Source organism: Leisingera sp. ABD4_442, from assembly GCF_056160905.1.
This window is the reverse complement of sequence record NZ_JBSWYB010000008.1, coordinates 1-22,252: the sequence shown is the minus strand read 5'-3', so window position 1 is coordinate 22,252 and position 22,252 is coordinate 1. Positions and strand designations below refer to the sequence as shown.

Sequence of the window (22,252 nt, the reverse complement as noted above, 5' to 3'; positions counted from 1 at the left end):
TGTCCAGTGTCCATGCCTTTTGGACGCGGCTGCGGTGGCGGCCGCCGCCGCGGATGGAAGCCGGGGCCGGTGCCGCTTCATTTCGATTCCCTGAATGTCGCCAAAGCCGCAACAGCTGCCCGAAATGGTGGATTTCCCCCCATATGTGACGATTTTTGCCGCAAATGCCGCTTTCCGGAATCGCCAAATCCTGCAGTTCAGCCGCACTTTTTTAATAATATACTGTGGTCAAAGGGCCGCACTTCCCGCAAGCTATTGAAAACATGGGAAACTTGCTTTCCCGTGTTACCGTTATAGAGAGTTGATAGGTCGCATCCGCTCTGCTAGACCCACGCTGATTTCAACGCCCCGCTGCCAATGGGGGATGACTCACGCCCCCGGACGCCTCCTGATGCCAGGTACGCCAACCGGGGCCAAAAACATATCGGAAGGGTGGACGTGTCCGAACCAGCTTCGATTTCTGCAGGCATTGCTGCGCGCTATGCCACGGCGGTGTTCGACATCGCGGAAGAAAACAAGGCGCTCGACAGCCTTGAATCCAGCATCAATGACCTGGCAGCCGCGCTGGCTGGCAGCGACGACCTCAACGGCCTGATCAACTCGCCGCTCGTGTCGCGCGAAGAGCAGGGCGCCGCCATCACCGCGGTGGCAGACAAGATGGGACTCGATCCCGTCCTGCGCAATACCCTGGCTCTGATGGCCGACAAGCGCCGCCTGTTTGTGGTGCCTGCGCTGATCGAGGCGCTGCGCGCCCGCCTGGCCGATGCCCGCGGCGAAGTGACCGCCGAAGTGGTCTCAGCCAAGGCGCTGACCAAGACCCAAAGCGAAAAGCTGGCCAAAACCCTGGCCGAGCGCGTGGGCAAGAAAGTTACCATCAATGCTTCCGTCGATGCCTCCATCATCGGCGGTCTTGTCGTTAAAGTGGGCTCGAAGATGATCGACAGCTCGATCCGCTCCAAGCTCAACTCCCTACAGAATGCAATGAAAGAGGTCGGATAAATGGGTATCCAAGCAGCAGAGATTTCTGCGATCCTTAAAGACCAGATCAAGAATTTTGGTCAAGAAGCCGAAGTGGCAGAAATCGGCCGCGTGCTGTCCGTCGGTGACGGTATTGCCCGCGTCTACGGCCTCGACAACGTTCAGGCCGGTGAAATGGTCGAATTCCCGGGCGGCATCATGGGCATGGCGCTGAACCTCGAGGCCGACAACGTCGGTATCGTGATCTTCGGCTCTGACCGCGACATTAAAGAAGGCGATACCGTCAAGCGCACCAACTCCATCGTGGACGTGCCCACCGGCAACGGCCTGCTGGGCCGTGTTGTTGACGGCCTGGGCAACCCGCTGGACGGCAAGGGCCCGATCGAAGACGTCACCCGCGGCGTTGCTGACGTGAAGGCACCGGGCATCATCCCGCGTAAATCGGTTCACGAGCCGATGGCAACCGGCCTCAAGTCGGTTGACGCGATGATCCCGATCGGCCGCGGCCAGCGCGAGCTGATCATTGGCGACCGTCAGACCGGCAAGACCGCCGTTGCTCTGGACGCGATGCTGAACCAGAAGTCCTACAACGACGCCGCCGGCGACGACGAGAGCAAGAAGCTGTACTGCGTTTACGTCGCGGTTGGCCAGAAGCGCTCCACCGTGGCCCAGCTGGTGAAGAAACTGGAAGAGTCCGGCGCGATGGAATACTCCATCGTCGTGGCCGCAACCGCGTCCGACCCGGCACCGCTGCAGTTCCTGGCACCCTACGCCGCAACCGCAATGGCGGAATTCTTCCGCGACAACGGCCGCCACGCGCTGATCATCTATGATGACCTGTCCAAACAGGCGGTTGCTTACCGTCAGATGTCGCTGCTGCTGCGCCGTCCGCCGGGACGTGAAGCCTACCCGGGCGACGTTTTCTACCTGCACTCCCGCCTGCTGGAGCGTTCGGCCAAGCTGAACGAGGACTTCGGTGCCGGCTCGCTGACCGCGCTGCCGATCATCGAAACCCAGGGCGGCGACGTGTCCGCGTTTATTCCGACCAACGTGATCTCGATCACCGACGGCCAGATCTTCCTGGAAACCGAACTGTTCTACCAGGGCATCCGCCCCGCCGTGAACACCGGTCTGTCGGTTTCGCGCGTTGGCTCCTCGGCCCAGACCAAGGCGATGTCCTCGGTTGCAGGCCCGGTTAAACTGTCGCTGGCCCAGTACCGCGAAATGGCTGCCTTCGCGCAGTTCGGCTCCGATCTGGACGCCGCCACCCAGCAGCTGCTGGCCCGTGGCGCCCGTCTGACCGAGCTGATGAAGCAAGCCCAGTACTCGCCGCTGACCAACGCTGAAATCGTCTGCGTCATCTTCGCCGGCACCAACGGTTACCTCGACAAAGTCGACGTCAAGGACGTTGGCCGCTACGAGGCCGGCCTGCTGAGCCACCTGCGCGGCAAACATGCCGACCTGCTTGCCGACATCACCAACAACGACCGTAAGGTGAAGGACGAGCTGGCTGACAAGGTTAAGGCTGCGCTGGACGAGTTCGCCGCTAGCTTCGCTTAAGGGGGGACGAGGCAATGCCGAGTCTTAAGGACCTTAAAACCAGGATCGAGTCGGTCAAATCGACCCGCAAGATCACCAAAGCCATGCAGATGGTGGCCGCGGCGAAACTTCGCCGCGCCCAGGAAGCTGCCGAAGACTCCCGTCCCTACACCAAGCGGTTCAATGCCGTGATGGCAGGGCTGGCGGCCTCGGTCGGCGGCAGCGAGTCAGCGCCCAAGCTGCTTCGCGGCACCGGCAGCGACCAGAACCAGCTGCTTGTCGTGATGACCGCCGAACGCGGTCTGTGCGGCGGCTTCAACTCGAACATTGCCAAGCTCGCCCGCCAAAAGGCGGCTGAGCTGAAGGCCGCGGGCAAGACAGTCAAAATTCTGACTGTCGGCAAGAAGGGCCGCGACGCCCTGAAGCGCGACCTTGGCGATGACTTCATCGGCCATGTGGACCTGAGCGAGGTCAAACGGGTTGGCTATGCCAACGCGCAGGACATCGCCAAGGGGATCCTCACCCGCTTTGACGCAGGTGAATTCGACGTTGCCACGATCTTCTACGCGGAGTTCGTCAACGTCGTGACCCAGATCCCCACCGCACAGCAGATCATTCCGGCGTCCTTCGAGGCATCGGAAGGCGAAGGCACTGGCGCCGTCTATGACTACGAGCCCGGCGAAGAGCAGATCCTGGCGGACCTGCTGCCGCGCGGCGTGGCGACCCAGATCTTTTCCGCCCTGCTGGAAAACGGTGCATCCGAACAGGGTGCGCGGATGAGCGCGATGGACAACGCAACCCGCAACGCGGGCGACATGATCGACAAGCTGACCATCCAGTTCAACCGCTCGCGCCAGGCCGTGATCACCAATGAGCTGATTGAAATCATTTCGGGCGCTGAGGCGCTCTAAGAGACAACCGGAGACCAACAAATGGCACAAGCAAAAGGCAAGGTGACTCAGATCATCGGCGCCGTTGTGGACGTCCAGTTTGACGACCACCTGCCCGCAATTCTGAACGCACTGAACACCGAGAACGACGGCAAGACCCTGGTTCTCGAAGTGGCTCAGCACCTCGGCGAAAACACCGTCCGCACCATCGCAATGGACGCAACCGAGGGCCTGGTCCGCGGTCAGGAAGTGACCGACACCGGCGCCCCGATCTCGATCCCGGTCGGCAACGCCACCCTGGGCCGCATCCTGAACGTCGTGGGCGAGCCCGTGGACGAAAAGGGCCCGGTCAACGCATCCGAGACCCGCGCCATCCACCAGCCTGCACCCGAGTTCAACGAACAGTCGACCGAGTCGGAAGTTCTGGTGACCGGCATTAAGGTGATCGACCTGCTGGCGCCTTACTCCAAAGGCGGCAAGATCGGCCTGTTCGGCGGCGCCGGCGTGGGCAAGACCGTTCTCATCATGGAACTGATCAACAACATCGCCAAGGTGCACTCGGGCTACTCCGTGTTCGCCGGTGTTGGCGAACGGACCCGTGAAGGCAACGACCTCTACTGGGAAATGATCGAATCCAACGTGATCAAGCCCGACAACCTGGAAGAATCCCAGGTTGCCCTGGTTTACGGTCAGATGAACGAACCTCCGGGAGCCCGTGCCCGTGTTGCACTGACCGGCCTGACCCTGGCCGAACAGTTCCGCGACCAGTCCGGCACCGACGTTCTGTTCTTCGTGGACAACATCTTCCGCTTCACCCAGGCGGGTTCGGAAGTGTCCGCTCTGCTCGGCCGTATTCCTTCGGCTGTGGGCTACCAGCCGACCCTGGCAACCGACATGGGCGCCATGCAGGAACGCATCACCTCGACCAAGAACGGCTCGATCACCTCGATCCAGGCCGTCTACGTTCCCGCGGACGACCTTACCGACCCGGCACCGGCAACCACCTTTGCCCACCTGGACGCGACCACCGTTCTTAACCGTGCGATCTCCGAGCTCGGCATCTACCCCGCTGTGGACCCGCTGGACTCCTCCTCGCGCCTGATGGACCCGCAGATCGTTGGCGAAGAGCACTACGCAGTGGCTTCCGACGTTCAGCAGATCCTCCAGCGCTACAAGTCGCTGCAGGACATCATCGCGATCCTCGGCATGGACGAACTGTCGGAAGAGGACAAGCTGACCGTTGCGCGTGCGCGTAAGATCCAGCGTTTCCTGTCCCAGCCGTTCGACGTTGCGAAGGTCTTCACCGGCTCCGACGGTGTCCAGGTTTCCCTGGAAGACACCATCTCGTCGTTCAAGGCGGTTGTGGCCGGCGAATACGACCACCTGCCCGAAGGCGCCTTCTACATGGTTGGCGGCATCGACGAAGTGCTGGCCAAAGCCGAGAAGATGGCTGCGGAAGCCGCCTAAGCACGGATTTTCCCCTGCGCCGTTCGGCGGGGCAGGGGAACCCTGAAAGGAGGCCCCAATGGCACAAACGATGCAATTCGACCTCGTCAGCCCCGAGCGGAGCCTGGCTTCGCTGCAGGCCAGCGCGGTTCAGATCCCCGGAGCCGAGGGTGACATGACGGCGATGCCTCAGCACGCGCCGACCATCACCACCCTGCGCCCCGGCGTGCTGAAGGTCGAAAGCCCGGAAGGTAACTCGGAGTATCTGGTGACCGGCGGTTTTGCCGAAATCGCAGGCGACAGCCTGTCGGTTCTGGCCGAACGCGCGATCCCGATGGCCGAGATGACCCGCGATCAGATGAACACGCTGATCGAGGAAGCCCGCGAGATGTACAAGACCGCAAAAGAGGAAGACCAGCCCCACGGGTTGGTTGAGGACGCAGCCAAGCTGCTCGCCGACATGGAAGCCCTTGGCACCCATATGTCCCTCTGATCCAGCCGCGGATTGGACGATTTTGAAACCGGCTCCCGATGGGGGCCGGTTTTCTTTTGGGGAAGGCGGGAAGCGTGTTCCTGGCCGGAGTTATGCCAAAACTCCGGCTGCAAGCCCTGCGGCGTCACGTTCGGGTGATCGGTTTTTCGGGCGGAGCGAAATTAACCCTATTCTCACCAAATTTTCCGAAATTGCCCTGCATGACGTGTTTCCAACCTGCAGGAGCCCCCGTGACCGATTGGACTTCCGGCTATGTCGCCGGCATCGACTACACCTATGACTTCCACAGCCAGCTGACGCCCGCCCTGCTGCAGTTCGGCGCGATGAGCCAGGGGCACAGGCACGGGCTGGACACTGGCAGGCTTCGCTATTGCGAGCTGGGCTGCGGCCAGGGGTTCTCGGCCAATCTGCTGGCCGCGGCCAACCCGCATATCGACTTCCACGCGATGGATTTCAGCCCTTCGCATATCGCGGGCGCCCGTGAACTGGCAGCGGAGGCGGAGCTTGCCAACATGCAGTTCCACGAACGCAGCTTTGCGGATTTTGCCGAAACGCCGGATCTGCCTGAAACCTTCGACATCATCGCGCTGCACGGGGTCTACAGCTGGGTTTCCGCAGAAAACCGCCAGCATATCCTGCGCTTCATTTCCGAACGGCTGCGGCCGGGCGGGCTGGTCTATGTCAGCTGCAACGCGCAGCCGGGCTGGGCCACGGCAATGCCGCTGCGCCGCCTGCTGGCCGGCCGGGCGGAACAGGGCGGCGGCCCGCTGACAGAGCGGATCAGCGATGCCATGGCCTTTGCCAAGGACCTGGCCGGGGCCGGTGCCGGCTTCTTTGCCAAGAATCCCTCTGCCGCCGCCCGGCTGGAGCATATGGGAGCCATGCCCGCCAACTACCTGGCGCATGAGTATTTCAATAAGGACTGGACCCCCTTCTATTTCGAGGACCTGGCGGCAGAGCTGGCGCAGGCCAAGCTGAACTTTGCGGGCTCCGTGCACCCGCTGGACAACCTGGATTGCATCCGCTTCACGCCGCAGCAGCAGGCGCTCCTGGACAGCGAACCCGACCCGGACCGCCGCGAAGGCCTGCGCGATGTGCTGCTGAATGAGCAGTTCCGCACCGACATATTTGTAAAGGGCCGCCTGGCCCACACGCCGCGCGGTGAAATCGGCGCCTGGTTTGCCACGCCGCTGGCCCTGACGCGCCCCTATGGCGGCGGCGCGCTGAAATTCCACCACCGCGGCCAGGAGATCCCGCTGGAGCAGGATCAATACGCCCCCGTGCTGCAGGCCCTGGCAGAGGGGCCCGCGACCGTGCGTGCGCTGCTGGACCAGGGGGTGTTCGGCGCCATGGACTGGGGCAGCATCGCCCGGATGCTGCGAATCCTGGCAGGCACCGGCTGCATCGCCCCTTGCCCGCCGCAGGAGGGGCTAGCAGACCGCGCCGCCGCCTGCCGCGCCTTCAACCTGGCCGTCTGCAAACGGGCAGAGGACAGCGACACCCTGCGCTTCCTGGCCTCGCCCGTCACCGGCGGCGGGGTAGAGCTGGACCGGTTGGAGCAGCTGTTCCTGCTGGCCCGCAGCGAGGGGCTGGAAACCCCGGCAGACTGGGCCGATCTGGCCTGGCGCATCCTGGCACCGCAGGGCCAGCGGCTGCAGCACGAGGGGCGCGTGCTGGAAACCGATGCGGAAAACATCGCCCTGCTGCGCGCCCGCGCGGGCAATTTCGCGGCCCGCCGGCTGCCGCTGTGCATCAGCCTGGGCCTGACCCTGGAAGAGCCGGCCCAGCAGCAGAAGGCACAGGAAGCGGCGGCCTGACGGCCAGCTTTTAAGGGGGCGGAAATCATGCGTGCTCCGCCCCTCATTAGGATTTTGAAAAGCAGTGGCGCGTAAACAGGTAGGCGCACGAGACAATCACGACAGGAACTGAAACGTGTCTTTCGAAGACCGCACGCTGACCGCGCCTTCCCGGGGCAAGGAAGCCCCCTTTGCCTTGGACGAAGTCTTCTTTTCCCGCACTGACAGCCGCGGCGTGATCCTGGCCGGCAATGCCGTGTTCAGCCGGGTCGCCAAATACCCGCTGCAGGAATTACTGGGCGCGCCGCACAAGATCATCCGCCACCCGGACATGCCCCGCGCCGTGTTCCAGCTCTTTTGGGATACGATCAAGGCCGGCGGCACTGTCGGCGCCTATGTCAAAAACCGCGCCAGCGACGGCAGCTTCTATTGGGTTTTTGCCGTCGTCACTCCCTGCGAAGGCGGCTACCTCTCGGCGCGCATCAAACCCGCCAGCCCGCTGCTCAAGACGGTGGAGCAGGAATACAGCCGCCTGCGCCAGGCAGAGCAAGCAGAGGGGCTATGCCCGCAGGACGGCGCCGCATTGCTGCTGGCCCGCCTGCAGGAGCTTGGCTTTGCCACCTACAGCGATTTTGCCGGCCATGCCCTGGCAGAGGAGCTGCTGGCCCGCGACGCAGGCCTGCGCCGCCCGGCGGATGCCCGGCTGGCTGAACGCCGCGCCATGCACGCTACGGCCGGCCAGCTGGTGGAGGAGACAGAGGCGCTGGTGCAGGAGTTTGAATCCATGCGCACCATTCCCCATAATCTGCGGGTCATTGCCTCGCGGATTGAACCGGCGGGCGGGCCAGTGACGGTGCTGTCCCAGAACTACAGCGCCATGTCGCGAGAGATGTCGAACTGGTTCGAGGCGCATGTCTGGGGCAAGAACAGCAATTTCCGCGCTATCAAGGGGACGGTAACGGCGGCCATCTTCGTCGAAGGCCTGGCCCGGATCCTGACCGAATGCGGCCACCAGCTGGAACAGGAAGACGCCGCCGCAGATGTCGACATCCAGCGCGAGCAGGCGATCCTGCGGCAGCTGACCGATGATCAGAACGGCAAGGCCCGCGCCAGCCTGCAGGATGTCCGGTTCGAGGCCGACCGCATCCAGAAGGCCTGCCTGACCCTGCACCGGCATTTCATGGCGCTGACCACCACCCGGGTGCTGTGCAAGATCGAATGCGCCCGGCTGGGCCATGTCGGGGAGGCGCTGAACTCTATCATTGATGAGCTGGGCCTGTTCCAGGACCGGATCTCGGCGCGGCTGGAAAAGATTTCCGAACTCAGCACCGCCCTCGCCAGCGAAGAGGCCTGACCCTAGGGTCAGGCCCCCTTTATCATGCACTGCTGGCGCGCGAACGGCAGGAAAGCAGTGGTTTTGAGCGCGCTGGGACTGGCGGTGTCAATTCCAAGCGGTCAAAGCCGCTGCTGTGCAGCGGTTCACGCGTCCGCAGGATCTGTCTGATTTTGCCCCTGAACTGCGTTACAGTCCCTTGAAATAGAACCACTATTCCTGCGAGACTGTGCCTGGTCAGGAACAAAATCAGACAAACCAGCGGTGCAGGATAAAGCAGGCCTGACCCTAACCCGTCTTCTCCGCCCAGCTCTTGCGGAAGGAGGCGGGCGACTGCCCGTAGCGTTTCTTGAAGCGGATCGACAGCTGGGTTGCGCTGCTAAACCCGGTGGCGGCGGAAATCTCTGCCACCGTCATATTGGTCTCATTCAACAGCGCCAGCGCCCGGCCCACGCGGAGGTCGATATAGAACTGCACCGGCGAGGTGCCGACATAGCGCTGGAACAGCCGCTCCAGCTGGCGCCGCGAAATCTGCGCCTGCTCTGCCACCATGCCAATCTCCACCGGCTCCTCGATGGTGTCATGCATGAACTGCATGGCGTTGATCAGATGCTGGTTGCGGCTGCTGAGGGCAACCGAATAGGCCGACTTCTGCAGCGCCTCGCGGTTGTTGGAGCGGAAGTGGATGCACATGTCCGACACGATCACCGCCAGATCCTTGCCGTGATCGGTCTCGATCATCTCCAGCATCATGTCAGTGGCCGCATTGCCGCCGCCGCAGGTCATCAGCCCCCTGTCGATCTCATAGAGGTTCGCACTTGGCTCCAGCCCCGGGAAATATTCGGAGAACGACGGCTGGTTCTCCCAATGCAGGGTAAAGCGCTGATCCTGCAGGATACCGGCCTGCGCCAGGGCAAAGGCGCCGGTGCAGATGCCGCCGAACTGGCTGCCATGGGCATTCTGCCGCCGGATCCAGGCCAGCGTCCGGGGGCTGGTGCTGTCCGACGGCTCAATGCCGGAACAGACAAAGGCAAAGCTGCCGCGCGGCAGGTCCTCCAGGTCCAGATCGGTATTGATCCCGATCCCGTTGGAGCAGGGCACCGGCGCGCCGTCCTCGCTCATCAGGAACCAGCGGTACAGCTCCTTGCCGGTCACCTGATTGGCGATCCTTAGGGGTTCCACCGCGGCGCTGAAGGCCAGCATGGTCAGCTTCGGCAGAAGCAGGAAATAGATGTCTTTGGGCGGCCCGTCGTATTCAACCCGGAAACTGGCCGCACCCTTCGGGACAAAGCTGCGCGGATGCATATTGGTAACCTAACAGAAATCACATCGGAATGCGCGCCGGAGGGGAGGCTCCGGCGCGCGAGGGGGATCAGGCGCGCAGTTCGGCCACCGGCTCCCCGCTGTCTTCCCAGGCGGCGATCTCATCCTCGCTGGCCTTGGGCGAGAACAGCCCGGTCATCGCATAGAAGATGCCGATCAGCGGCGACAGCCAGCAGGCAAAGGCCAGCGGGATATACAGCAGGTTCTCAAAGTTGCCGTCGGCAATCCCCAGCGCCAGCGCCGAGATTACGAATGCACCGCCTGCGTTCCAGGGGATCAGCGGCGATACCAGCGTGCCGCCTTCCTCGATGGCGCGCGACAGGTTCAGCGGCGAGTACTTCATGCCGCGGTAAACCGGCGCATACATCCGGCCCGGCAGGGCAATCGACAGATACGGATCGCCCGCCACGGTGTTGGTCGCCACCGAGGTCAGGATCGCCGAAGTCTGGATGCCGGCAAAGCTCTTCACCCGCGCGATGATCACCTCGATGATCGCCTGCAGGCAGCCGGTCCGCTCCAGCGCGCCGCCGAACCCCAGCGCCAGCAGCACCAGCGAGATGGTCCACATCATCGACTGGATACCGCCGCGGTTCAGCAGCGGGTCGATTTCCGCGACACCGGTGTCGATGGAATAGCCGCTGTTGGCGAAGGTGAAGGTCTCATGCAGGCCCGCACCCTGGCACGCCATCGCCATGATGCCGCCGACAACCGCACCGGCAAACAGCGACGGGATCGGCGGCTGCTTCTTCACCGCCAGCACGATGACCAGCAGTGCGGGCAGCAGCATCAGCGGCGAAATCCAGAACGCCTCGTCCAGCGCCGCGGTGATCGCGTCGATCCGCTCAAAAGAGACTTGCGAGGTGTCGATCAGTGTGAAGCCCACTACCAGATAGATCACCAGCGCAATCAGCATCGACGGCACGGTGGTTGGCAGCATGTTGCGGATGTGGTCGAACAGGTTGGTGCCGGTTACCGCCGGGGCCAGGTTGGTGGTGTCCGACAAGGGTGAGATCTTGTCGCCGAAGAAGGCACCTGAAACCACCGCGCCTGCGGTCCAGTACATCGGAATGCCAAAGCCCGCGCCGATCCCCATCAGCGCCAGACCGACGGTGCCCACGGTGCCCCAGGAGGTGCCCAGCGACACCGACACGATAGAGCAGAGCACCATGCCGGCAGCCAGGAACAGCTCCGGCGACAGGATCTTCAGCCCGTAATAGATCAGCGTCGGCACGGTGCCGCTGGCAATCCAGATGCCGACGATCATGCCAACTGTGATCAGGATCGACACCGACGGCAGCGAGATATTGATGACGTGGAACACGCCTTCCTCGATGTTGTCCCACTTGTGGCCCAGTTTCAGGCCGACCAGCGCGGTGATGGCAATGCCGATGGCCAGCGGGATATGCGGGGTGAAATCCCCGAAATAGAACAGCTGAACCCCCAGAACGGCCAGCGTCAGCACGATGGGCAGCAGCGCCATCCCCAGGCCGGGTTTGACTGTGTTCGGATCAGATGGTGACATGGGCTTCTCCTCCCTTGGGTCTGATCGCCTGTCTCAGGCGGATGCAGCCAAAGACCAGAGAACAGCGCCCGGGACTCGATGCCAGCGCGCCGGAAGACTCAGCATTTGCGACAGATGGGGGAGGTTGGGCCGGATTCGGGAAAAGTTTCCGATCGGGGAAGGCTGCGGGCGCTCGCGGCCGGACCCAACGGCGCCGCCGGACACCGGCGGCGCAGCGCTGGGGCAGCGGGGCAGGGGTGTCAGGCGGCAGAGGCCTCCGGGCCGGTCGTCTCATGCTCCCAGTCCCCGGCCATGGGGGCTGCGGCTGCTGCGGCAGTCGCCGCGCCGGCCACCCGGAACGTCTGCACCAGATCGGCCAGCACCTGGGTATCCTGCCGCATGGTCACGGTTGCAGCGGTGGTCTGTTCCACCATCGCAGCGTTTTGCTGGGTGACGCTGTCCATATGCGACACGCCGGTGTTGATCTCGGAAAGCCCCGTGAACTGCTCCTGCGCCGAGGAGGCAACACCGGACGAAAGCTCGGTCACCCGTTTCACATCGCCGACAATCCGGTCCAGCACCTCGCCGGCCTTGCTCACCAGTTCGACACCTGCCTCCACATGGCCTGTGCTGACGTTGATCAGATCCTTGATCTCCTTGGCCGAAACCGCCGCCCGCTGCGCCAGCGCCCGCACTTCGGACGCAACCACCGCAAAGCCGCGGCCCGCTTCGCCGGCCCGCGCCGCCTCCACCCCGGCATTCAGCGCCAGCAGGTTGGTCTGAAAGGCAATGTCATCAATCACGCTGATGATCTGCGAAATCTGGGCGGAAGAGGCCGAGATTTCATTCATCTTCTCCACCGCATCCGACGCAACCGCCATGCCTTCTTCTGCGTTCCCCTGCGCCTCCAATGCCAGGGTGCTGGTCTCTGCGGTCGCGTCCGAGGATTGCTTCATGCTGGCGGTGATCTCCTCCACCGCGGCGGCGGTCTCCTCCAGCGTCGCGGCCTGGGTCTCGGTCCGGCTGGACAGATCTTCGGCAGCATCCGAAATCTCCCCGGCAGAGCTGCTGAGATTGGCCGCCGAGTCCTGAATGGTGCCGATCACGCTGCCCATGCTGCCCATCAGGGTGTTGAAGGATTCCCGCACCTCATTATAGCGGGCCGGAAAATCGCTTTCCTCCGGGCTGGGGATCGGCTGGGTCAGGTCGCGGGCGGACATCCGCTGAATGCCCTCGGTCATATAGCGGAAGGCGGTCTCCTGCTCTTCGCGCTGCGCCGCGAAATAGGCCTCGATCACCTGATAGGTGTCCATGGCAAAGACCCGGTTCAGCGCCCCCAGCAGCCGGATCATCCGTTTGCGCCCCATCGGCGTATAGGCGGCACCGAACTGCTGCGACAGCACCTCCTGAATATAGGAGGTCGCCCGGGCATAGCCCGCCAGATACAGGTCGAACGGCAGCTGGATGCGGAAATGCACCCGGCCGATGGTATCCGCGGATTTGAAATATTCGTCGGAGAATTCGCCGCTCAGCAGCAGCTGCCAATGCCGCTTCTGCGCACCGCGCGCATGATCCAGCGTGTCCTGGCTGCGAAAGAACCCGGACGCCTCTTCATCCGATTTGGCAAAGGCATAGAAATAGTCCAGCACCTGGTCCAGTTTCGGCCCGACCAAAGCGCCGGCACGCTCCAGGTCTTTTTTCTGGTCTCCATCCAGGGCGAATTTCGAAATCGTCTGTGTAGTACCATGCGCACTCATGCTGCAAATCTCCAAACGGGGCCTCCAAAAGGGTCAATCCGTGCATTGTCGGGTGATCAGCCGTTAACAATCCGTTGCGGAGCTGTTTTGGCTTGACTTTCTAACTTTTATTCAGGCTAAAGATTCTCATCCCGGGAATCATTTCCACTTTAAAACCCTCTAGGGCTGCGCGTCTCGGCCTCAGGTTGTTGGGGTGGTCCCGGCGGCGGCCGGCGGCGCCGGGCGATTCGCCCCGCTCCGGAACCAGGGCCGCAGTGATGCAGATCTTCAATACCGCAGCCGCAGAATGGCTCCGTCCTACCCGTCCGGGCTGGCGTCTTTGGCTGCGATCGGCCAACGTCCGCCCAGGCGGCAAGCTTGAGGCTAGGGATGAAACGACTGCGCAACCCCCGTACCGGCGTTGACCAGGGGGATATTGAGGTGTTCTCGGATTTCGAGGACGGCGGGGTGATGTGGACCGGCGCCGGCCCGCGCGAACGGCGCCGCGCGGTGGCCTTCCGCGAAACCTTTGCCAGCCCGCCCGCGGTGCAGGTTTCGGTGTCGCTCTGGGATATGGATACCTCTGCCGCCATCCGGGCAGAGCTGGTGGCGGAAAATGTCACCTGTCAGGGCTTCGACATCGTCTTCCGCACCTGGGCCGACAGCCGCGCCGCCCGCCTGCGCGCCGCCTGGATGGCCATCGGTGCGCTGCCCCACGCTGATGATTGGGATGTGGACTAGGGACCTTTCTAGGCTCAGGTCATCTTCGAAAGAACGCTCAGGATTTCCTTGCCGCCGTCGGTCAGGTCGCGGGCATCGCGCAGCGATTTGGCGCTGCCGGCCGCAACCGTGCCCAGGGCCTGCACCATCGCCTTGTGATCCTCGGCCATCCGCGCCAGCGCGGCCCGCATGGCGGCGCTGTCCGGCCAGTCCTTGACCAGCGCCTGCACCTTGGCGGCATTGGCGTCCAGCTGCTTCTGCAGCCCGGCCGCCTCCTTGCCGCCGCTGTCCTCGACCTGCTTCAGCGCCCGCTTCAGGCTGCGCTGCTCCGCGGTCAGCTGCGCCACCGCCATCTCCGAGGACTTCCGGTGCGCTTCCATCGCCTTGATCCGCTTTGCCACGCCCTTCAGCGCATCGGCCACCGCCGCCAGATCGCGCTTGGCCGCCCCCAGCTCGGTGTCATAGGCATTCAGCGCCTTTGCCAGGTCCTCCTTCATCTTCATGCTGGCACTGGCGCCCTTCAGCGCGGCTGAGGCCACCCCCGCCACATTGCCCGTGACCGCCGACGCCACCGCCGAGGCAATCGCCAGCACCGGCACCACCGTCACCCGGCCCACCGTCTTGATCTTCTGCTTCTGCAGGCTCTTCAGCTCCGGCTCGCGGGCCTTCTTGACGATCTCCACCAGCACCTGATCCGCCATCTTGGGTGCCACCCGCTGGCTCCAGTTCTCCCACAGCGCCTTGATGTTCTTTTCCTCGTCCTGCAGGAACTTCGAGGCCTTGGCGCTGTCCATCCCGTCATTTTCGATCACTGCCCCCAGCGCCGCGATATCGCCGTTCAGCTGCTTCAGAAAATTGGCCGAGCGCGCCTTGACCAGCGCATTGAAGGCCTTGTCCATCCCGTCCCTCAGCACCTTTGCCGCGGGTTTCGACGGGGCAACCCCCAGATCCATCTCGATCTTGCAGGCCATTTCGACCGGCTTCAGGAACTTGTGCCCCTTGGGCGCCTCTGACATTTCGCAGGTAAGTGTCTTGCGGGAAATCGAAACCGTGAACATGGAAAAATCCTTCCTGGGTCCTAACAGTAAACTGGCAGCACGGTGTTCAGACTAGCCGGGCAGGGCGGTGAAACCAGTCTTGATTTCCCCCATCAGCGCAGCAGTCAGGTCGCGGCCCGCGCCTTGCCGGTCCGGCTGCCCGCCCGGCTGCCCGTCCGCGGGGCGATCCGCAGCAGCTTCTGGAACTTGGGGCACTCCAGATGGCTGGGCGCCGGGCAGTCCGCCACATGGCGCAGGGCGTCGCGCAGAACGGACAGCTCCCGGATCTGCTCCTCCAGCGCATCGGCGCGCGCATGCAGCTGTCCGCGCGGCAAATCGGCTTGGCCGCCCCTGGTGAACATCGCCGCAATCTCCTGCAGCGAAAACCCGGCCGCCTTGCCCAGCGTGATCAGCGCCAGCTGCAGCAGGACCTCCGGCCCGAACTGCCGTCTGAGCCCCTTGCGCCCGATCGAGGTGATCAGCCCCAGATCCTCGTAATACCGCAGGGCAGAGGCTGCGACGCCCGACTGCTCCGCCACCTCTGCGATATCCAATGCCTTCATTCCACACCTCAAGCCAGCTTCAAGGCGCAAGGCTGACATGCCGCGGCCGTGCAGGCAAGGCGGCCCTTGCAATCAGGCTTGACTTAAAGCGGACTTAAAGTTGTAGGCCATTCTCAGGCGTGAAGCCCCAATCAGAAGAATACGGAGGGTCGGCATGGAAAGTTCTTTCTTTATCAATGCGTTACTAATGGGTGCGGGTGCAACGGCGGTGATGGACCTTGGGACGCTGGTCCAGAAACACCTGCTGTCGCTGCAGACGCTTGATTATGCGATGGCGGGGAGGTGGCTGGGCCATGCTGCCCGGGGGCGTCTGATCCATCGCCCGATCACGGCCAGCCCGCCGGTCCGCGGCGAGCGGCTGATCGGCTGGGGGGCGCACTACCTGACCGGCATGCTGTTTGCAGCCGTTTTTCTGGCGGCAACAGGGGAGGCCTGGCTCGAGGAGCCCAGCCTGTTGCCGGCCCTGGCATTTGGCGTTCTGACACTGGCGGCGCCGTTCCTGATCCTGCAGCCGGGCATGGGTGCAGGCCTGGCGGCGCGGCGGACGCCGGCCCCGAACCAGGCCCGGCTGAAAAGCCTGGCAACACATCTGACGTTCGGGGCAGGGCTGTGGCTGTCGGCACAATGGCTTGCCGCAGCGCCTGCGGGCTAAGCGCCGGCACAGGGGAGGGCGGCAGCAAAAAGCCCCGCAAACTGCGGGGCTTTCTCAGATTCGGAAACCGGGGCTGTCTCAGCCGCCGTTGGAATAAAGGCTCTCGTAGATCGGAACCAGCGTCTTGTCCTCGAACAGCGACGACACCGAGGTGCCGTGCCAGATGTTCAGGATCGCCTGGGTGAACAGCGGTGCGGTCGGCACGATGCGGATATTCGGCGCGGCCTTCACCTCGTCAGTCGGCTGGATCGAGTCGGTCAGCACCAGCGATTTCATCACCGAATTGGTGACACGCTCCACCGCCGGGCCGCTCATCACGCCGTGGGTGATATAGGCGTGCACTTCCTTGGCACCGTTGTCCAGCAGCACCTGAGCCGCCTTGCACAGGGTGCCGGCGGTGTCGCACATGTCGTCGACGATCAGGCAGATCTTGTCCTTCACGTCGCCGATCACGGTCATTTCCGCCACTTCGCCAGCCTTCTCGCGGCGCTTGTCGACGATCGACAGCGGCGCGCTGATGCGCTTGGCCAGCTCACGCGCACGGGCCACGCCGCCAACGTCGGGCGACACCACCATCAGCTCGTCCATCCGGTCCTTGAACTGGTCCTTCACGTCCAGCGCAAAGATCGGGCTGGCGTAAAGGTTGTCCACCGGAATGTCGAAGAAGCCCTGAATCTGCGCCGCGTGCAGGTCCATGGTCAGCACCCGCTCAATGCCGGCACCGGTCAGCATGTTCGCCACCAGCTTGGCCGAGATCGGCGTGCGCGCCTTGGTGCGGCGGTCCTGGCGGGCATAGCCGAAATAGGGGATCACCGCGGTAATCCGCTGGGCCGAGGAGCGGCGCAGCGCGTCGGCGATGATCAAGAGCTCCATCAGGTTGTCATTGGCCGGGTTTGAGGTCGGCTGGATGATGAACATGTCCTCGCCGCGGACGTTTTCATAGACTTCGACGAAGATCTCGCCGTCGTTGAACCGCTCGACGCGGGCATCCACCAGCCCCTGGTCGACACCGCGGTGCAGGCTCATGCGGCGGGTAATGGCTTGGGCAAGAGGAAGGTTGGCGTTCCCAGCAATCAGCTTGGGTTCGTTCAAGGTCGGCATTGGCTGTTATCCCCAGGCAGCAATGGCAATGTGTCAGATTCGTGATATTGAACCCCGCTTATCATGCACTTACCCTCGCGCATAGTTCTAAGCGGGAGATACAGCCTATGGCAGCGTTCGATTTCTACTTCTCAACCTTGTCGCCCTTTGCCTATCTCGCAGGCACCCGCCCCTGGGAGATTGCCGGGCGCCACGGGGCAAAGGTGCATTGCAAGCCGCTGGACATCCTGACGCTGTTTTCCCGCACTGGCGGCACCCCCCCTGGCGAGCGCCACCCCTCGCGCCAGGAATACCGCCTGATTGAGCTGCAGCGGCAGGCCGCCAAGCTCGATATGCCGCTCAACCTGAAGCCTGCCCATTGGCCAACCAACGCCGCGCCGTCGTCTTATGCGATCATCGCGGCGCAAGCGGCCGGCGGCGGCGATATGGGCCAGCTGGTGCATTCCATCCTGCGCGCCTGCTGGACGGAGGAGAAGGACATTGCTGATGACGCGGTGATCCGCGGCTGCCTCAGCGGCGCCGGCTTTGACCCCGCGCTGGCCGACAGCGGTCTCCTGGCCGGCGCGGAGACCTATGCGCAAAACCTCGAGGATGCGGTCACCGCAGGCGTGTTCGGCGCGCCGTTCTGGGTGACGGCGGACGGGGCGCGGTTCTGGGGCCAGGACCGGCTGGCGGATCTGGACGCGCATCTGGCGGGGCAGGCGGCGTGAAGGACCAGCCTCAGGAGATCTTCGCCCGCAGCTTCGGCCAGGGTCCGCGGCAGGTGCTGGCGGTGCATTGTTCGCTGGCCCATTCCGGCGCCTGGCGCGGCCTGGCCGCGGAGCTGGCGGAGGAGATCACCCTCACCGGTTTTGACATGCTCAGCCACGGCCGCAGCCCGGACTGGGACGGGCAGGGCAACTACCAGCTGTTGAACGTGCAGGCAGGGCTGGACCTGCTGACCGCTCCGGTGGACCTGGTGGGCCATTCCTTTGGCGCCACCGTGGCCCTGCGCATGGCAATGGCCCGCCCGCATCTGGTGCGCAGCCTGACCCTGATCGAGCCGGTCCTGTTTGCGGCAGCCCGGGCCGGCGCGCCGGAGCTGCTGGCCGCGGTAGAGGCGGACAGCCGCCCCATCGACGCCGCCTGGGCCGCGGGCGATCTGGAGCTGACCACCCGGCTGTTCAACCGCCTTTGGGGGCCGGGAGAGCCGAAATGGCCCGATCTGCCGGACCAGCTGCGCGCCGCGATGATGCGCGCGATGCCGGTGATCCCGGCCAGCCACGCCACGCTATACGAGGATGAAAATCAAACCCTGGCGCCGGGCGCGCTGGCCCCCGTAGCCATGCCCGTGCTGCTGATCACCGGCTCGGACAGCCCGCCGGTGATGGCCGCCATCGCCGCGGGCCTGGCCCGCCGCCTGGGCGATGCCCGCGCTACGGTGCTGCCCGGCGCAGGCCATATGCTGCCGGTGACGCACCCGGCGGAAACCGCTGCGCTGCTGCGCGGTTTCTGGCAGCCGCTTTGACCCATTGAGCCTTTGCGCCGCCGCTGCAGCCAGGGCGGGATAGACCGGCACCAGCAGCAAGGGAGACCGCACAGATGGCATCTAAGAAGGACTTGCTGAAAACCCTCCTCAAAGGGCTGGAGACCGGCGACCCGGCCTCCGCCGCTGTCGTCAACGAGGCGGAATACATCCAGCACAACCCGCAGACCCATGAGGGCAGCGAGGGGCTGGCGGTGCTCTTTGACCGCCTCGCCAAGACCTCGCCCCGCGTCACCTTCAAGCGGGTGTTCGAAGATGGCGATTTCGCCTTTGCCCATATCGAATATGATTTCTCCTCCCTGCGCGCGGCGTTTGAGGTGTTCCGCTTTGAGGACGGCAAGGCGGTGGAGCATTGGGACAACATCCAGCCTTTGCGCGGCCCCAACCCCTCGGGCCGGGGGATGCAGGACGGCACCACTGAAATCACTGACCTGGACAGGACCGAAGACAACCGCGTCCTCGCGCGCAGCTATACTGAGAATGTATTGATCCAGCGGCAGCTGGACCTGCTGCCGGACTATGTCCGCGATGACCTCATCCAGCACAATTCCGGCCTCGCCGACGGCCTGCCCGCCTTGCGCGACTCCCTCGCGGCAACGCAGAACGGCACACCCGCGATCCAGTACCAGCAGCTCCACCGGGTACTGGCAGAGGGCAACTTCGTGCTCTGCGCTTGCGAAGGCCATCTCGGCGGCGTCCACACCAGCTTCTACGATCTCTACCGTATCGAGGCCGGCAGGATCGCCGAACACTGGGACACCATCGAGGCCATCCCCCCTCGCAGCGCGTGGAAGAACGACAACGGCAAGTTCTGAGGCCCTGACCCTAAGGCCCTGACCCTAAGCCCGGCCCGTCCTCACCAGGGTTTCGCTCCCTGCCTGGTCCAGACGTCGAGGAAATTGCCGTTGTTCGGCATCTGCACCGCGGGCAGGGTCTCTGCCGTCATCGCGGTGTCCGCATCAATCACCCCGTTGCGCTCCAGGATATAGGCCGCCAGCGCGTAAGCTTCGTCGTCGCTCAGCGACTTCGGCGCCTCCAGCGGCATCGCCCGGCGGATGTAGTCGAACAGCGTGGTGGCATAGGGCCAATAGCGGCCTGCGGGCTTGGCCCAGACATCATTGGGGCCAACCGGCGGCATCACCGGCCCTTCGCTGCCCGTCGCGCCGTGGCAGGCCGCGCATTTCGCAGCATAGATCGCCGCGCCTTGTGCCGCGGTGCCGCTGCCCGCAGGCAGGCCGGCGCCCTCAGGTGCCACATAAGTGGCGTAAAACGGAATATCCGCAGCCTCCAAGGGCTGCCCCAGCCCCGGCCCTTCGGCCCGGGCGGCGGCGGCGGTTAGCAGCAGGGCGGCGGCTGCGGGTTTTAAGGCTGTGAGTTTAAAGATAGACATTCTGAACCGCTCCCTCTGCTGTGATCTGCCAGGGCTGGATGGCGTTGTAATGCAGGAAGTTCGACGCGTGATAGCGCGCCTTCCAGTCCGCGCGCGCAGGCTGCACCGCACCGGTCTCGTCCCAAGCGCGGCTCATCAGCACCAAGGGCGATCCGTCCCAGTGCCAGGGCAGGCTGAACCGTGTCAGCGCCTGCGGCAGCACCGGCCCGGCCAGCGCCGCCTCGGCCCAGCTCTGACCGCCGTCGGCTGAGACCTCAACCTTGGCGACCTTGCCCGCCCCGGTCCAGGCCAGCCCGGAGATTTCATAAAACCCGGGTCCGCTCATCGTCATGGTGGCGGAGGGGTGGGTGATAAAGCTCTTCACCCCCATGCCAAAAGTGAACTGGACTGAGGAACCATCCGCCAGGATCTCGGTGTATTCGCCCGATTCATCCTTGGTATGCACCGGCGCCTCCGTCACCCACAGGCTGGTCAGCCACTTGATGTTCATGTTGCCCTCCCACCCGGGCAGCAGCAGCCGCATCGGGTAGCCCTGCTCGGGCCGGATCCGCTCGCCGTTCTGGTAGAGCGCCAGCATCCCGTCGCTCATCACCTTCTCCATCGGGATTGAGCGCGCCAGGCTCGGCCCGTCGGCGCCGGCGGCAACCACCCACTTGCCCCCGGGCCTGACGCCCGCTTCCTCCATCAGCACGCGCATAGGAATGCCGGTCCATTCAGTGTTCGACACCAGCCCATGCAGCATGTCGCAGCCTGCCTGCATCGGTTCCGGCATCACCGCGTTGAACAGGCTGTTGCCGGCGCATTCCAGGAAATGGGCCGCCGTTACCATCGGATAGCGCTCCAGCGCCTCCAGATCGAACTGCAACGGGCGCTCCACCAGCCCGTGGATCATCAGCCGGTGGCGCGCCGGGTCAATGTCCGGGCGGCCGCCGTGATGCACCTCGAAATGCAGCCCGCTGGGGGTGAGGGTGCCGCGCAAGCGGTGATGCGGCGTGCCCGACAGGCTGAAGGCCGGCGCCACATCCTGCCAGGGCTCGATGATGGCGCGCTGCACCGATGCCTCCGCCGCGGCAGGCGCGCCATAGCCGCGCGCCCGCGCCCCGGCGGTCCTGGCCCATTCCGGGATCTCCGCCTCTGCCCGCGCTATACGCGGCTGCAGCAGCCCCGCGGCGCCGCCCGCAGCGGCTGAAGCCAGCAGCATCCGGCGGCTCAGCAGCCCGCCGCCCGCGGCATAGTCCAGCGCCGCGCCGTCAATGTCGGATCGTGTCATGAATGTCCCCTCCCTTGCTGGCAATTGCTGCTCGCACAGGGCCCCAGGACGCGGGTCTTGCCACCCGCTGCTGCCGTAATCTTATCACAAAACCCGCTGCAGCAGGAGGGGGAGGGCAGAGGGCGGAAGTGGATTAACGGCGGCCCGCTGCTAATCTCTACCGCAGGTAAAGAGTGACAGGAGGCCCCCATGCCCGGACTGGATTTCTGGTATTCGATCGGCAGCACCTACAGCTACCTCACCGTGATGCGCATCGGCGATGCGGCGGCGCAGGCCAGCGTTCCGGTCCGCTGGCGCCCCTTCAACGTGCGCCATGTGATGACGGTGCAGAACAACATCCCCTTCGCGGACAAGCCGGAAAAGAGCGCCTATATGTGGCGCGACATCGAACGCCGCGCCGGGCGCTACGGCCTGCATGTGCGTCTGCCCGCGCCTTATCCGCTGCCGGAACTGGTGCTGGCCAACCAGGTGGCGGCGCTGGGCGCGGCTGAGGGCTGGGCAGAGGCCTATACCCAGGCCGCCTACCGCTGCTGGTTCGAGGCCGGCCAGCCCGCCGGCGAGGACCCGAACCTCAGCGCCAGCCTGCAGGCCGCAGGCCAGGATCCGGCCCGGGTGGTGGCTGAGGCGGTGTCGGACAAGACCGTCAAGATGCTGGCAGACGCAACCGAGGAAGCGATGGCGCTGGGCATCTTCGGCGCCCCAAGCTTTGTCGTGGCGGGGGAGGTCTTCTGGGGCGACGACCGGCTGGAGGACGCGCTGCTCTGGGCGCAGGGCCGCCACTAGGGCCAGAACCCTAAGCCCGTTGCTTCTTTCTGGTTAAAATACTCTGGGGGTGAGGCCCGTAACGGGCCGAGGGGGCAAAGCCCCCTCCATGTCTCCTGTCAAAGGAATTGCGCATGGCAATGCGCACCGCTTTTTTGCGGCGGTTCGGCTGCCGTAGGATTTGGGCAATTACAGTT

General features: G+C 64.2%; 21 protein-coding genes. 13 read left to right on the top strand and 8 right to left on the bottom strand.

Features of this window, described 5'->3' with window-relative positions; all coding sequences use genetic code 11:
- The first annotated feature begins 438 nt into the window (after positions 1-438).
- From ACXAHG_RS08705 to ACXAHG_RS08675, 7 genes are all read left to right on the top strand, one after another.
- The gene (locus ACXAHG_RS08705; RefSeq protein ID WP_475041851.1) at positions 439-999 is read left to right on the top strand and encodes a F0F1 ATP synthase subunit delta; all 561 of its coding nucleotides are present in this window, start codon (positions 439-441) and stop codon (positions 997-999) included.
- Positions 1,000-2,538: a F0F1 ATP synthase subunit alpha gene (atpA, locus tag ACXAHG_RS08700; protein ID WP_475041853.1), complete on the top strand. Its 1,539-nt coding sequence runs from the start codon at positions 1,000-1,002 to the stop codon at positions 2,536-2,538.
- 14 nt (positions 2,539-2,552) lie between these two features.
- Complete coding sequence (locus ACXAHG_RS08695) at positions 2,553-3,428, top strand: F0F1 ATP synthase subunit gamma (protein WP_475056863.1); 876 nt, start codon at positions 2,553-2,555, stop codon at positions 3,426-3,428.
- A 21-nt stretch (positions 3,429-3,449) separates the two neighbouring features.
- Positions 3,450-4,874, top strand: coding sequence for a F0F1 ATP synthase subunit beta (gene atpD / locus ACXAHG_RS08690; RefSeq protein WP_475041856.1), 1,425 nt, complete (start codon positions 3,450-3,452; stop codon positions 4,872-4,874).
- Between the two features lie 58 nt (positions 4,875-4,932).
- The gene (locus ACXAHG_RS08685; protein WP_475041858.1) at positions 4,933-5,346 is read left to right on the top strand and encodes a F0F1 ATP synthase subunit epsilon; all 414 of its coding nucleotides are present in this window, start codon (positions 4,933-4,935) and stop codon (positions 5,344-5,346) included.
- 230 nt (positions 5,347-5,576) lie between these two features.
- Positions 5,577-7,163 carry a methyltransferase regulatory domain-containing protein gene (locus ACXAHG_RS08680; RefSeq protein WP_475041860.1) on the top strand — a complete coding sequence of 529 codons (1,587 nt, stop codon included), beginning with the start codon at positions 5,577-5,579 and terminating at the stop codon, positions 7,161-7,163.
- Positions 7,164-7,278: 115 nt separating this feature from the next.
- Positions 7,279-8,496 (top strand): PAS domain-containing protein, encoded by a 1,218-nt coding sequence (locus ACXAHG_RS08675; protein ID WP_475056862.1) that lies wholly within the window; start codon positions 7,279-7,281, stop codon positions 8,494-8,496.
- A 267-nt stretch (positions 8,497-8,763) separates the two neighbouring features.
- Here ACXAHG_RS08675 and ACXAHG_RS08670 read toward each other — a convergent pair whose 3' ends face one another.
- The 3 genes from ACXAHG_RS08670 to ACXAHG_RS08660 form a co-directional block, all read right to left on the bottom strand.
- Positions 8,764-9,780 carry a GlxA family transcriptional regulator gene (locus ACXAHG_RS08670; protein WP_475056861.1) on the bottom strand — a complete coding sequence of 339 codons (1,017 nt, stop codon included), beginning with the start codon at positions 9,778-9,780 and terminating at the stop codon, positions 8,764-8,766.
- A gap of 67 nt (positions 9,781-9,847) precedes the next feature.
- Complete coding sequence (gene nhaC / locus ACXAHG_RS08665; protein WP_475056859.1) at positions 9,848-11,320, bottom strand: Na+/H+ antiporter NhaC; 1,473 nt, start codon at positions 11,318-11,320, stop codon at positions 9,848-9,850.
- A gap of 239 nt (positions 11,321-11,559) precedes the next feature.
- The gene (locus tag ACXAHG_RS08660; protein ID WP_475056858.1) at positions 11,560-13,056 is read right to left on the bottom strand and encodes a methyl-accepting chemotaxis protein; all 1,497 of its coding nucleotides are present in this window, start codon (positions 13,054-13,056) and stop codon (positions 11,560-11,562) included.
- A gap of 369 nt (positions 13,057-13,425) precedes the next feature.
- On the opposite strand from ACXAHG_RS08660, the gene ACXAHG_RS08655 reads away from it, so the two are divergent.
- Positions 13,426-13,776, top strand: a complete 351-nt coding sequence (locus tag ACXAHG_RS08655) for an H-type lectin domain-containing protein (protein ID WP_475041867.1) — start codon at positions 13,426-13,428, stop codon at positions 13,774-13,776.
- Positions 13,777-13,790: 14 nt separating this feature from the next.
- On the opposite strand, the gene ACXAHG_RS08650 is transcribed toward ACXAHG_RS08655, so the two are convergent.
- Both ACXAHG_RS08650 and ACXAHG_RS08645 read right to left on the bottom strand, forming a co-directional pair.
- Complete coding sequence (locus ACXAHG_RS08650; RefSeq protein ID WP_475056856.1) at positions 13,791-14,813, bottom strand: hypothetical protein; 1,023 nt, start codon at positions 14,811-14,813, stop codon at positions 13,791-13,793.
- A 104-nt stretch (positions 14,814-14,917) separates the two neighbouring features.
- Positions 14,918-15,355: a helix-turn-helix domain-containing protein gene (locus tag ACXAHG_RS08645; protein WP_475056854.1), complete on the bottom strand. Its 438-nt coding sequence runs from the start codon at positions 15,353-15,355 to the stop codon at positions 14,918-14,920.
- Positions 15,356-15,509: 154 nt separating this feature from the next.
- Here ACXAHG_RS08645 and ACXAHG_RS08640 point away from each other — a divergent pair, with 154 nt between their 5' ends.
- Positions 15,510-16,007, top strand: a complete 498-nt coding sequence (locus tag ACXAHG_RS08640; RefSeq protein WP_475056853.1) for a DUF2938 domain-containing protein — start codon at positions 15,510-15,512, stop codon at positions 16,005-16,007.
- A gap of 78 nt (positions 16,008-16,085) precedes the next feature.
- Here the strand turns inward: ACXAHG_RS08640 and ACXAHG_RS08635 are convergent, their stop codons facing one another.
- Positions 16,086-17,108: a ribose-phosphate pyrophosphokinase gene (locus ACXAHG_RS08635; protein WP_475056852.1), complete on the bottom strand. Its 1,023-nt coding sequence runs from the start codon at positions 17,106-17,108 to the stop codon at positions 16,086-16,088.
- A 107-nt stretch (positions 17,109-17,215) separates the two neighbouring features.
- On the opposite strand from ACXAHG_RS08635, the gene ACXAHG_RS08630 reads away from it, so the two are divergent.
- The 3 genes from ACXAHG_RS08630 (at position 17,216) to ACXAHG_RS08620 (ending at position 19,448) form a co-directional block, all read left to right on the top strand.
- The gene (locus ACXAHG_RS08630) at positions 17,216-17,818 is read left to right on the top strand and encodes a DsbA family protein (protein ID WP_475056850.1); all 603 of its coding nucleotides are present in this window, start codon (positions 17,216-17,218) and stop codon (positions 17,816-17,818) included.
- On the top strand, positions 17,815-18,615 hold the full coding sequence (locus tag ACXAHG_RS08625; protein ID WP_475056849.1) for an alpha/beta fold hydrolase: 801 nt from the start codon (positions 17,815-17,817) through the stop codon (positions 18,613-18,615). The genes ACXAHG_RS08630 and ACXAHG_RS08625 overlap by 4 nt, the downstream gene beginning before the upstream one ends.
- A 74-nt stretch (positions 18,616-18,689) precedes the next feature.
- Positions 18,690-19,448, top strand: a complete 759-nt coding sequence (locus ACXAHG_RS08620) for a nuclear transport factor 2 family protein (protein WP_475056847.1) — start codon at positions 18,690-18,692, stop codon at positions 19,446-19,448.
- A gap of 41 nt (positions 19,449-19,489) precedes the next feature.
- On the opposite strand, the gene ACXAHG_RS08615 is transcribed toward ACXAHG_RS08620, so the two are convergent.
- Together ACXAHG_RS08615 and soxC are read right to left on the bottom strand one after the other, a co-directional pair.
- Positions 19,490-20,023 (bottom strand): c-type cytochrome, encoded by a 534-nt coding sequence (locus tag ACXAHG_RS08615; protein ID WP_475056846.1) that lies wholly within the window; start codon positions 20,021-20,023, stop codon positions 19,490-19,492.
- Positions 20,010-21,293 (bottom strand): sulfite dehydrogenase, encoded by a 1,284-nt coding sequence (gene soxC / locus ACXAHG_RS08610; protein WP_475056845.1) that lies wholly within the window; start codon positions 21,291-21,293, stop codon positions 20,010-20,012. Before soxC ends, ACXAHG_RS08615 begins: the two co-directional genes overlap by 14 nt.
- A gap of 189 nt (positions 21,294-21,482) precedes the next feature.
- Here soxC and ACXAHG_RS08605 point away from each other — a divergent pair, with 189 nt between their 5' ends.
- Positions 21,483-22,076, top strand: a complete 594-nt coding sequence (locus ACXAHG_RS08605; RefSeq protein WP_475056844.1) for a DsbA family protein — start codon at positions 21,483-21,485, stop codon at positions 22,074-22,076.
- Positions 22,077-22,252: the final 176 nt, after the last annotated feature.

Excerpts from the sequence above, each read along its gene's own strand:
- atpA (WP_475041853.1), top strand. The coding sequence starts at position 1,000 with ATGGGTATCCAAGCAGCAGAGATTTCTGCGATCCTTAAAGACCAGATC.
- ACXAHG_RS08695 (WP_475056863.1), top strand. The coding sequence starts at position 2,553 with ATGCCGAGTCTTAAGGACCTTAAAACCAGGATCGAGTCGGTCAAATCG.
- atpD (WP_475041856.1), top strand. The coding sequence starts at position 3,450 with ATGGCACAAGCAAAAGGCAAGGTGACTCAGATCATCGGCGCCGTTGTG.
- ACXAHG_RS08685 (WP_475041858.1), top strand. The coding sequence starts at position 4,933 with ATGGCACAAACGATGCAATTCGACCTCGTCAGCCCCGAGCGGAGCCTG.
- ACXAHG_RS08670 (WP_475056861.1), bottom strand. The coding sequence starts at position 9,780 with ATGCATCCGCGCAGCTTTGTCCCGAAGGGTGCGGCCAGTTTCCGGGTT.
- nhaC (WP_475056859.1), bottom strand. The coding sequence starts at position 11,320 with ATGTCACCATCTGATCCGAACACAGTCAAACCCGGCCTGGGGATGGCG.
- ACXAHG_RS08660 (WP_475056858.1), bottom strand. The coding sequence starts at position 13,056 with ATGAGTGCGCATGGTACTACACAGACGATTTCGAAATTCGCCCTGGAT.
- ACXAHG_RS08655 (WP_475041867.1), top strand. The coding sequence starts at position 13,426 with ATGAAACGACTGCGCAACCCCCGTACCGGCGTTGACCAGGGGGATATT.
- ACXAHG_RS08650 (WP_475056856.1), bottom strand. The coding sequence starts at position 14,813 with ATGTTCACGGTTTCGATTTCCCGCAAGACACTTACCTGCGAAATGTCA.
- ACXAHG_RS08645 (WP_475056854.1), bottom strand. The coding sequence starts at position 15,355 with ATGAAGGCATTGGATATCGCAGAGGTGGCGGAGCAGTCGGGCGTCGCA.
- ACXAHG_RS08640 (WP_475056853.1), top strand. The coding sequence starts at position 15,510 with ATGGAAAGTTCTTTCTTTATCAATGCGTTACTAATGGGTGCGGGTGCA.
- ACXAHG_RS08635 (WP_475056852.1), bottom strand. The coding sequence starts at position 17,108 with ATGCCGACCTTGAACGAACCCAAGCTGATTGCTGGGAACGCCAACCTT.
- ACXAHG_RS08630 (WP_475056850.1), top strand. The coding sequence starts at position 17,216 with ATGGCAGCGTTCGATTTCTACTTCTCAACCTTGTCGCCCTTTGCCTAT.
- ACXAHG_RS08620 (WP_475056847.1), top strand. The coding sequence starts at position 18,690 with ATGGCATCTAAGAAGGACTTGCTGAAAACCCTCCTCAAAGGGCTGGAG.
- ACXAHG_RS08615 (WP_475056846.1), bottom strand. The coding sequence starts at position 20,023 with ATGTCTATCTTTAAACTCACAGCCTTAAAACCCGCAGCCGCCGCCCTG.
- soxC (WP_475056845.1), bottom strand. The coding sequence starts at position 21,293 with ATGACACGATCCGACATTGACGGCGCGGCGCTGGACTATGCCGCGGGC.
- ACXAHG_RS08605 (WP_475056844.1), top strand. The coding sequence starts at position 21,483 with ATGCCCGGACTGGATTTCTGGTATTCGATCGGCAGCACCTACAGCTAC.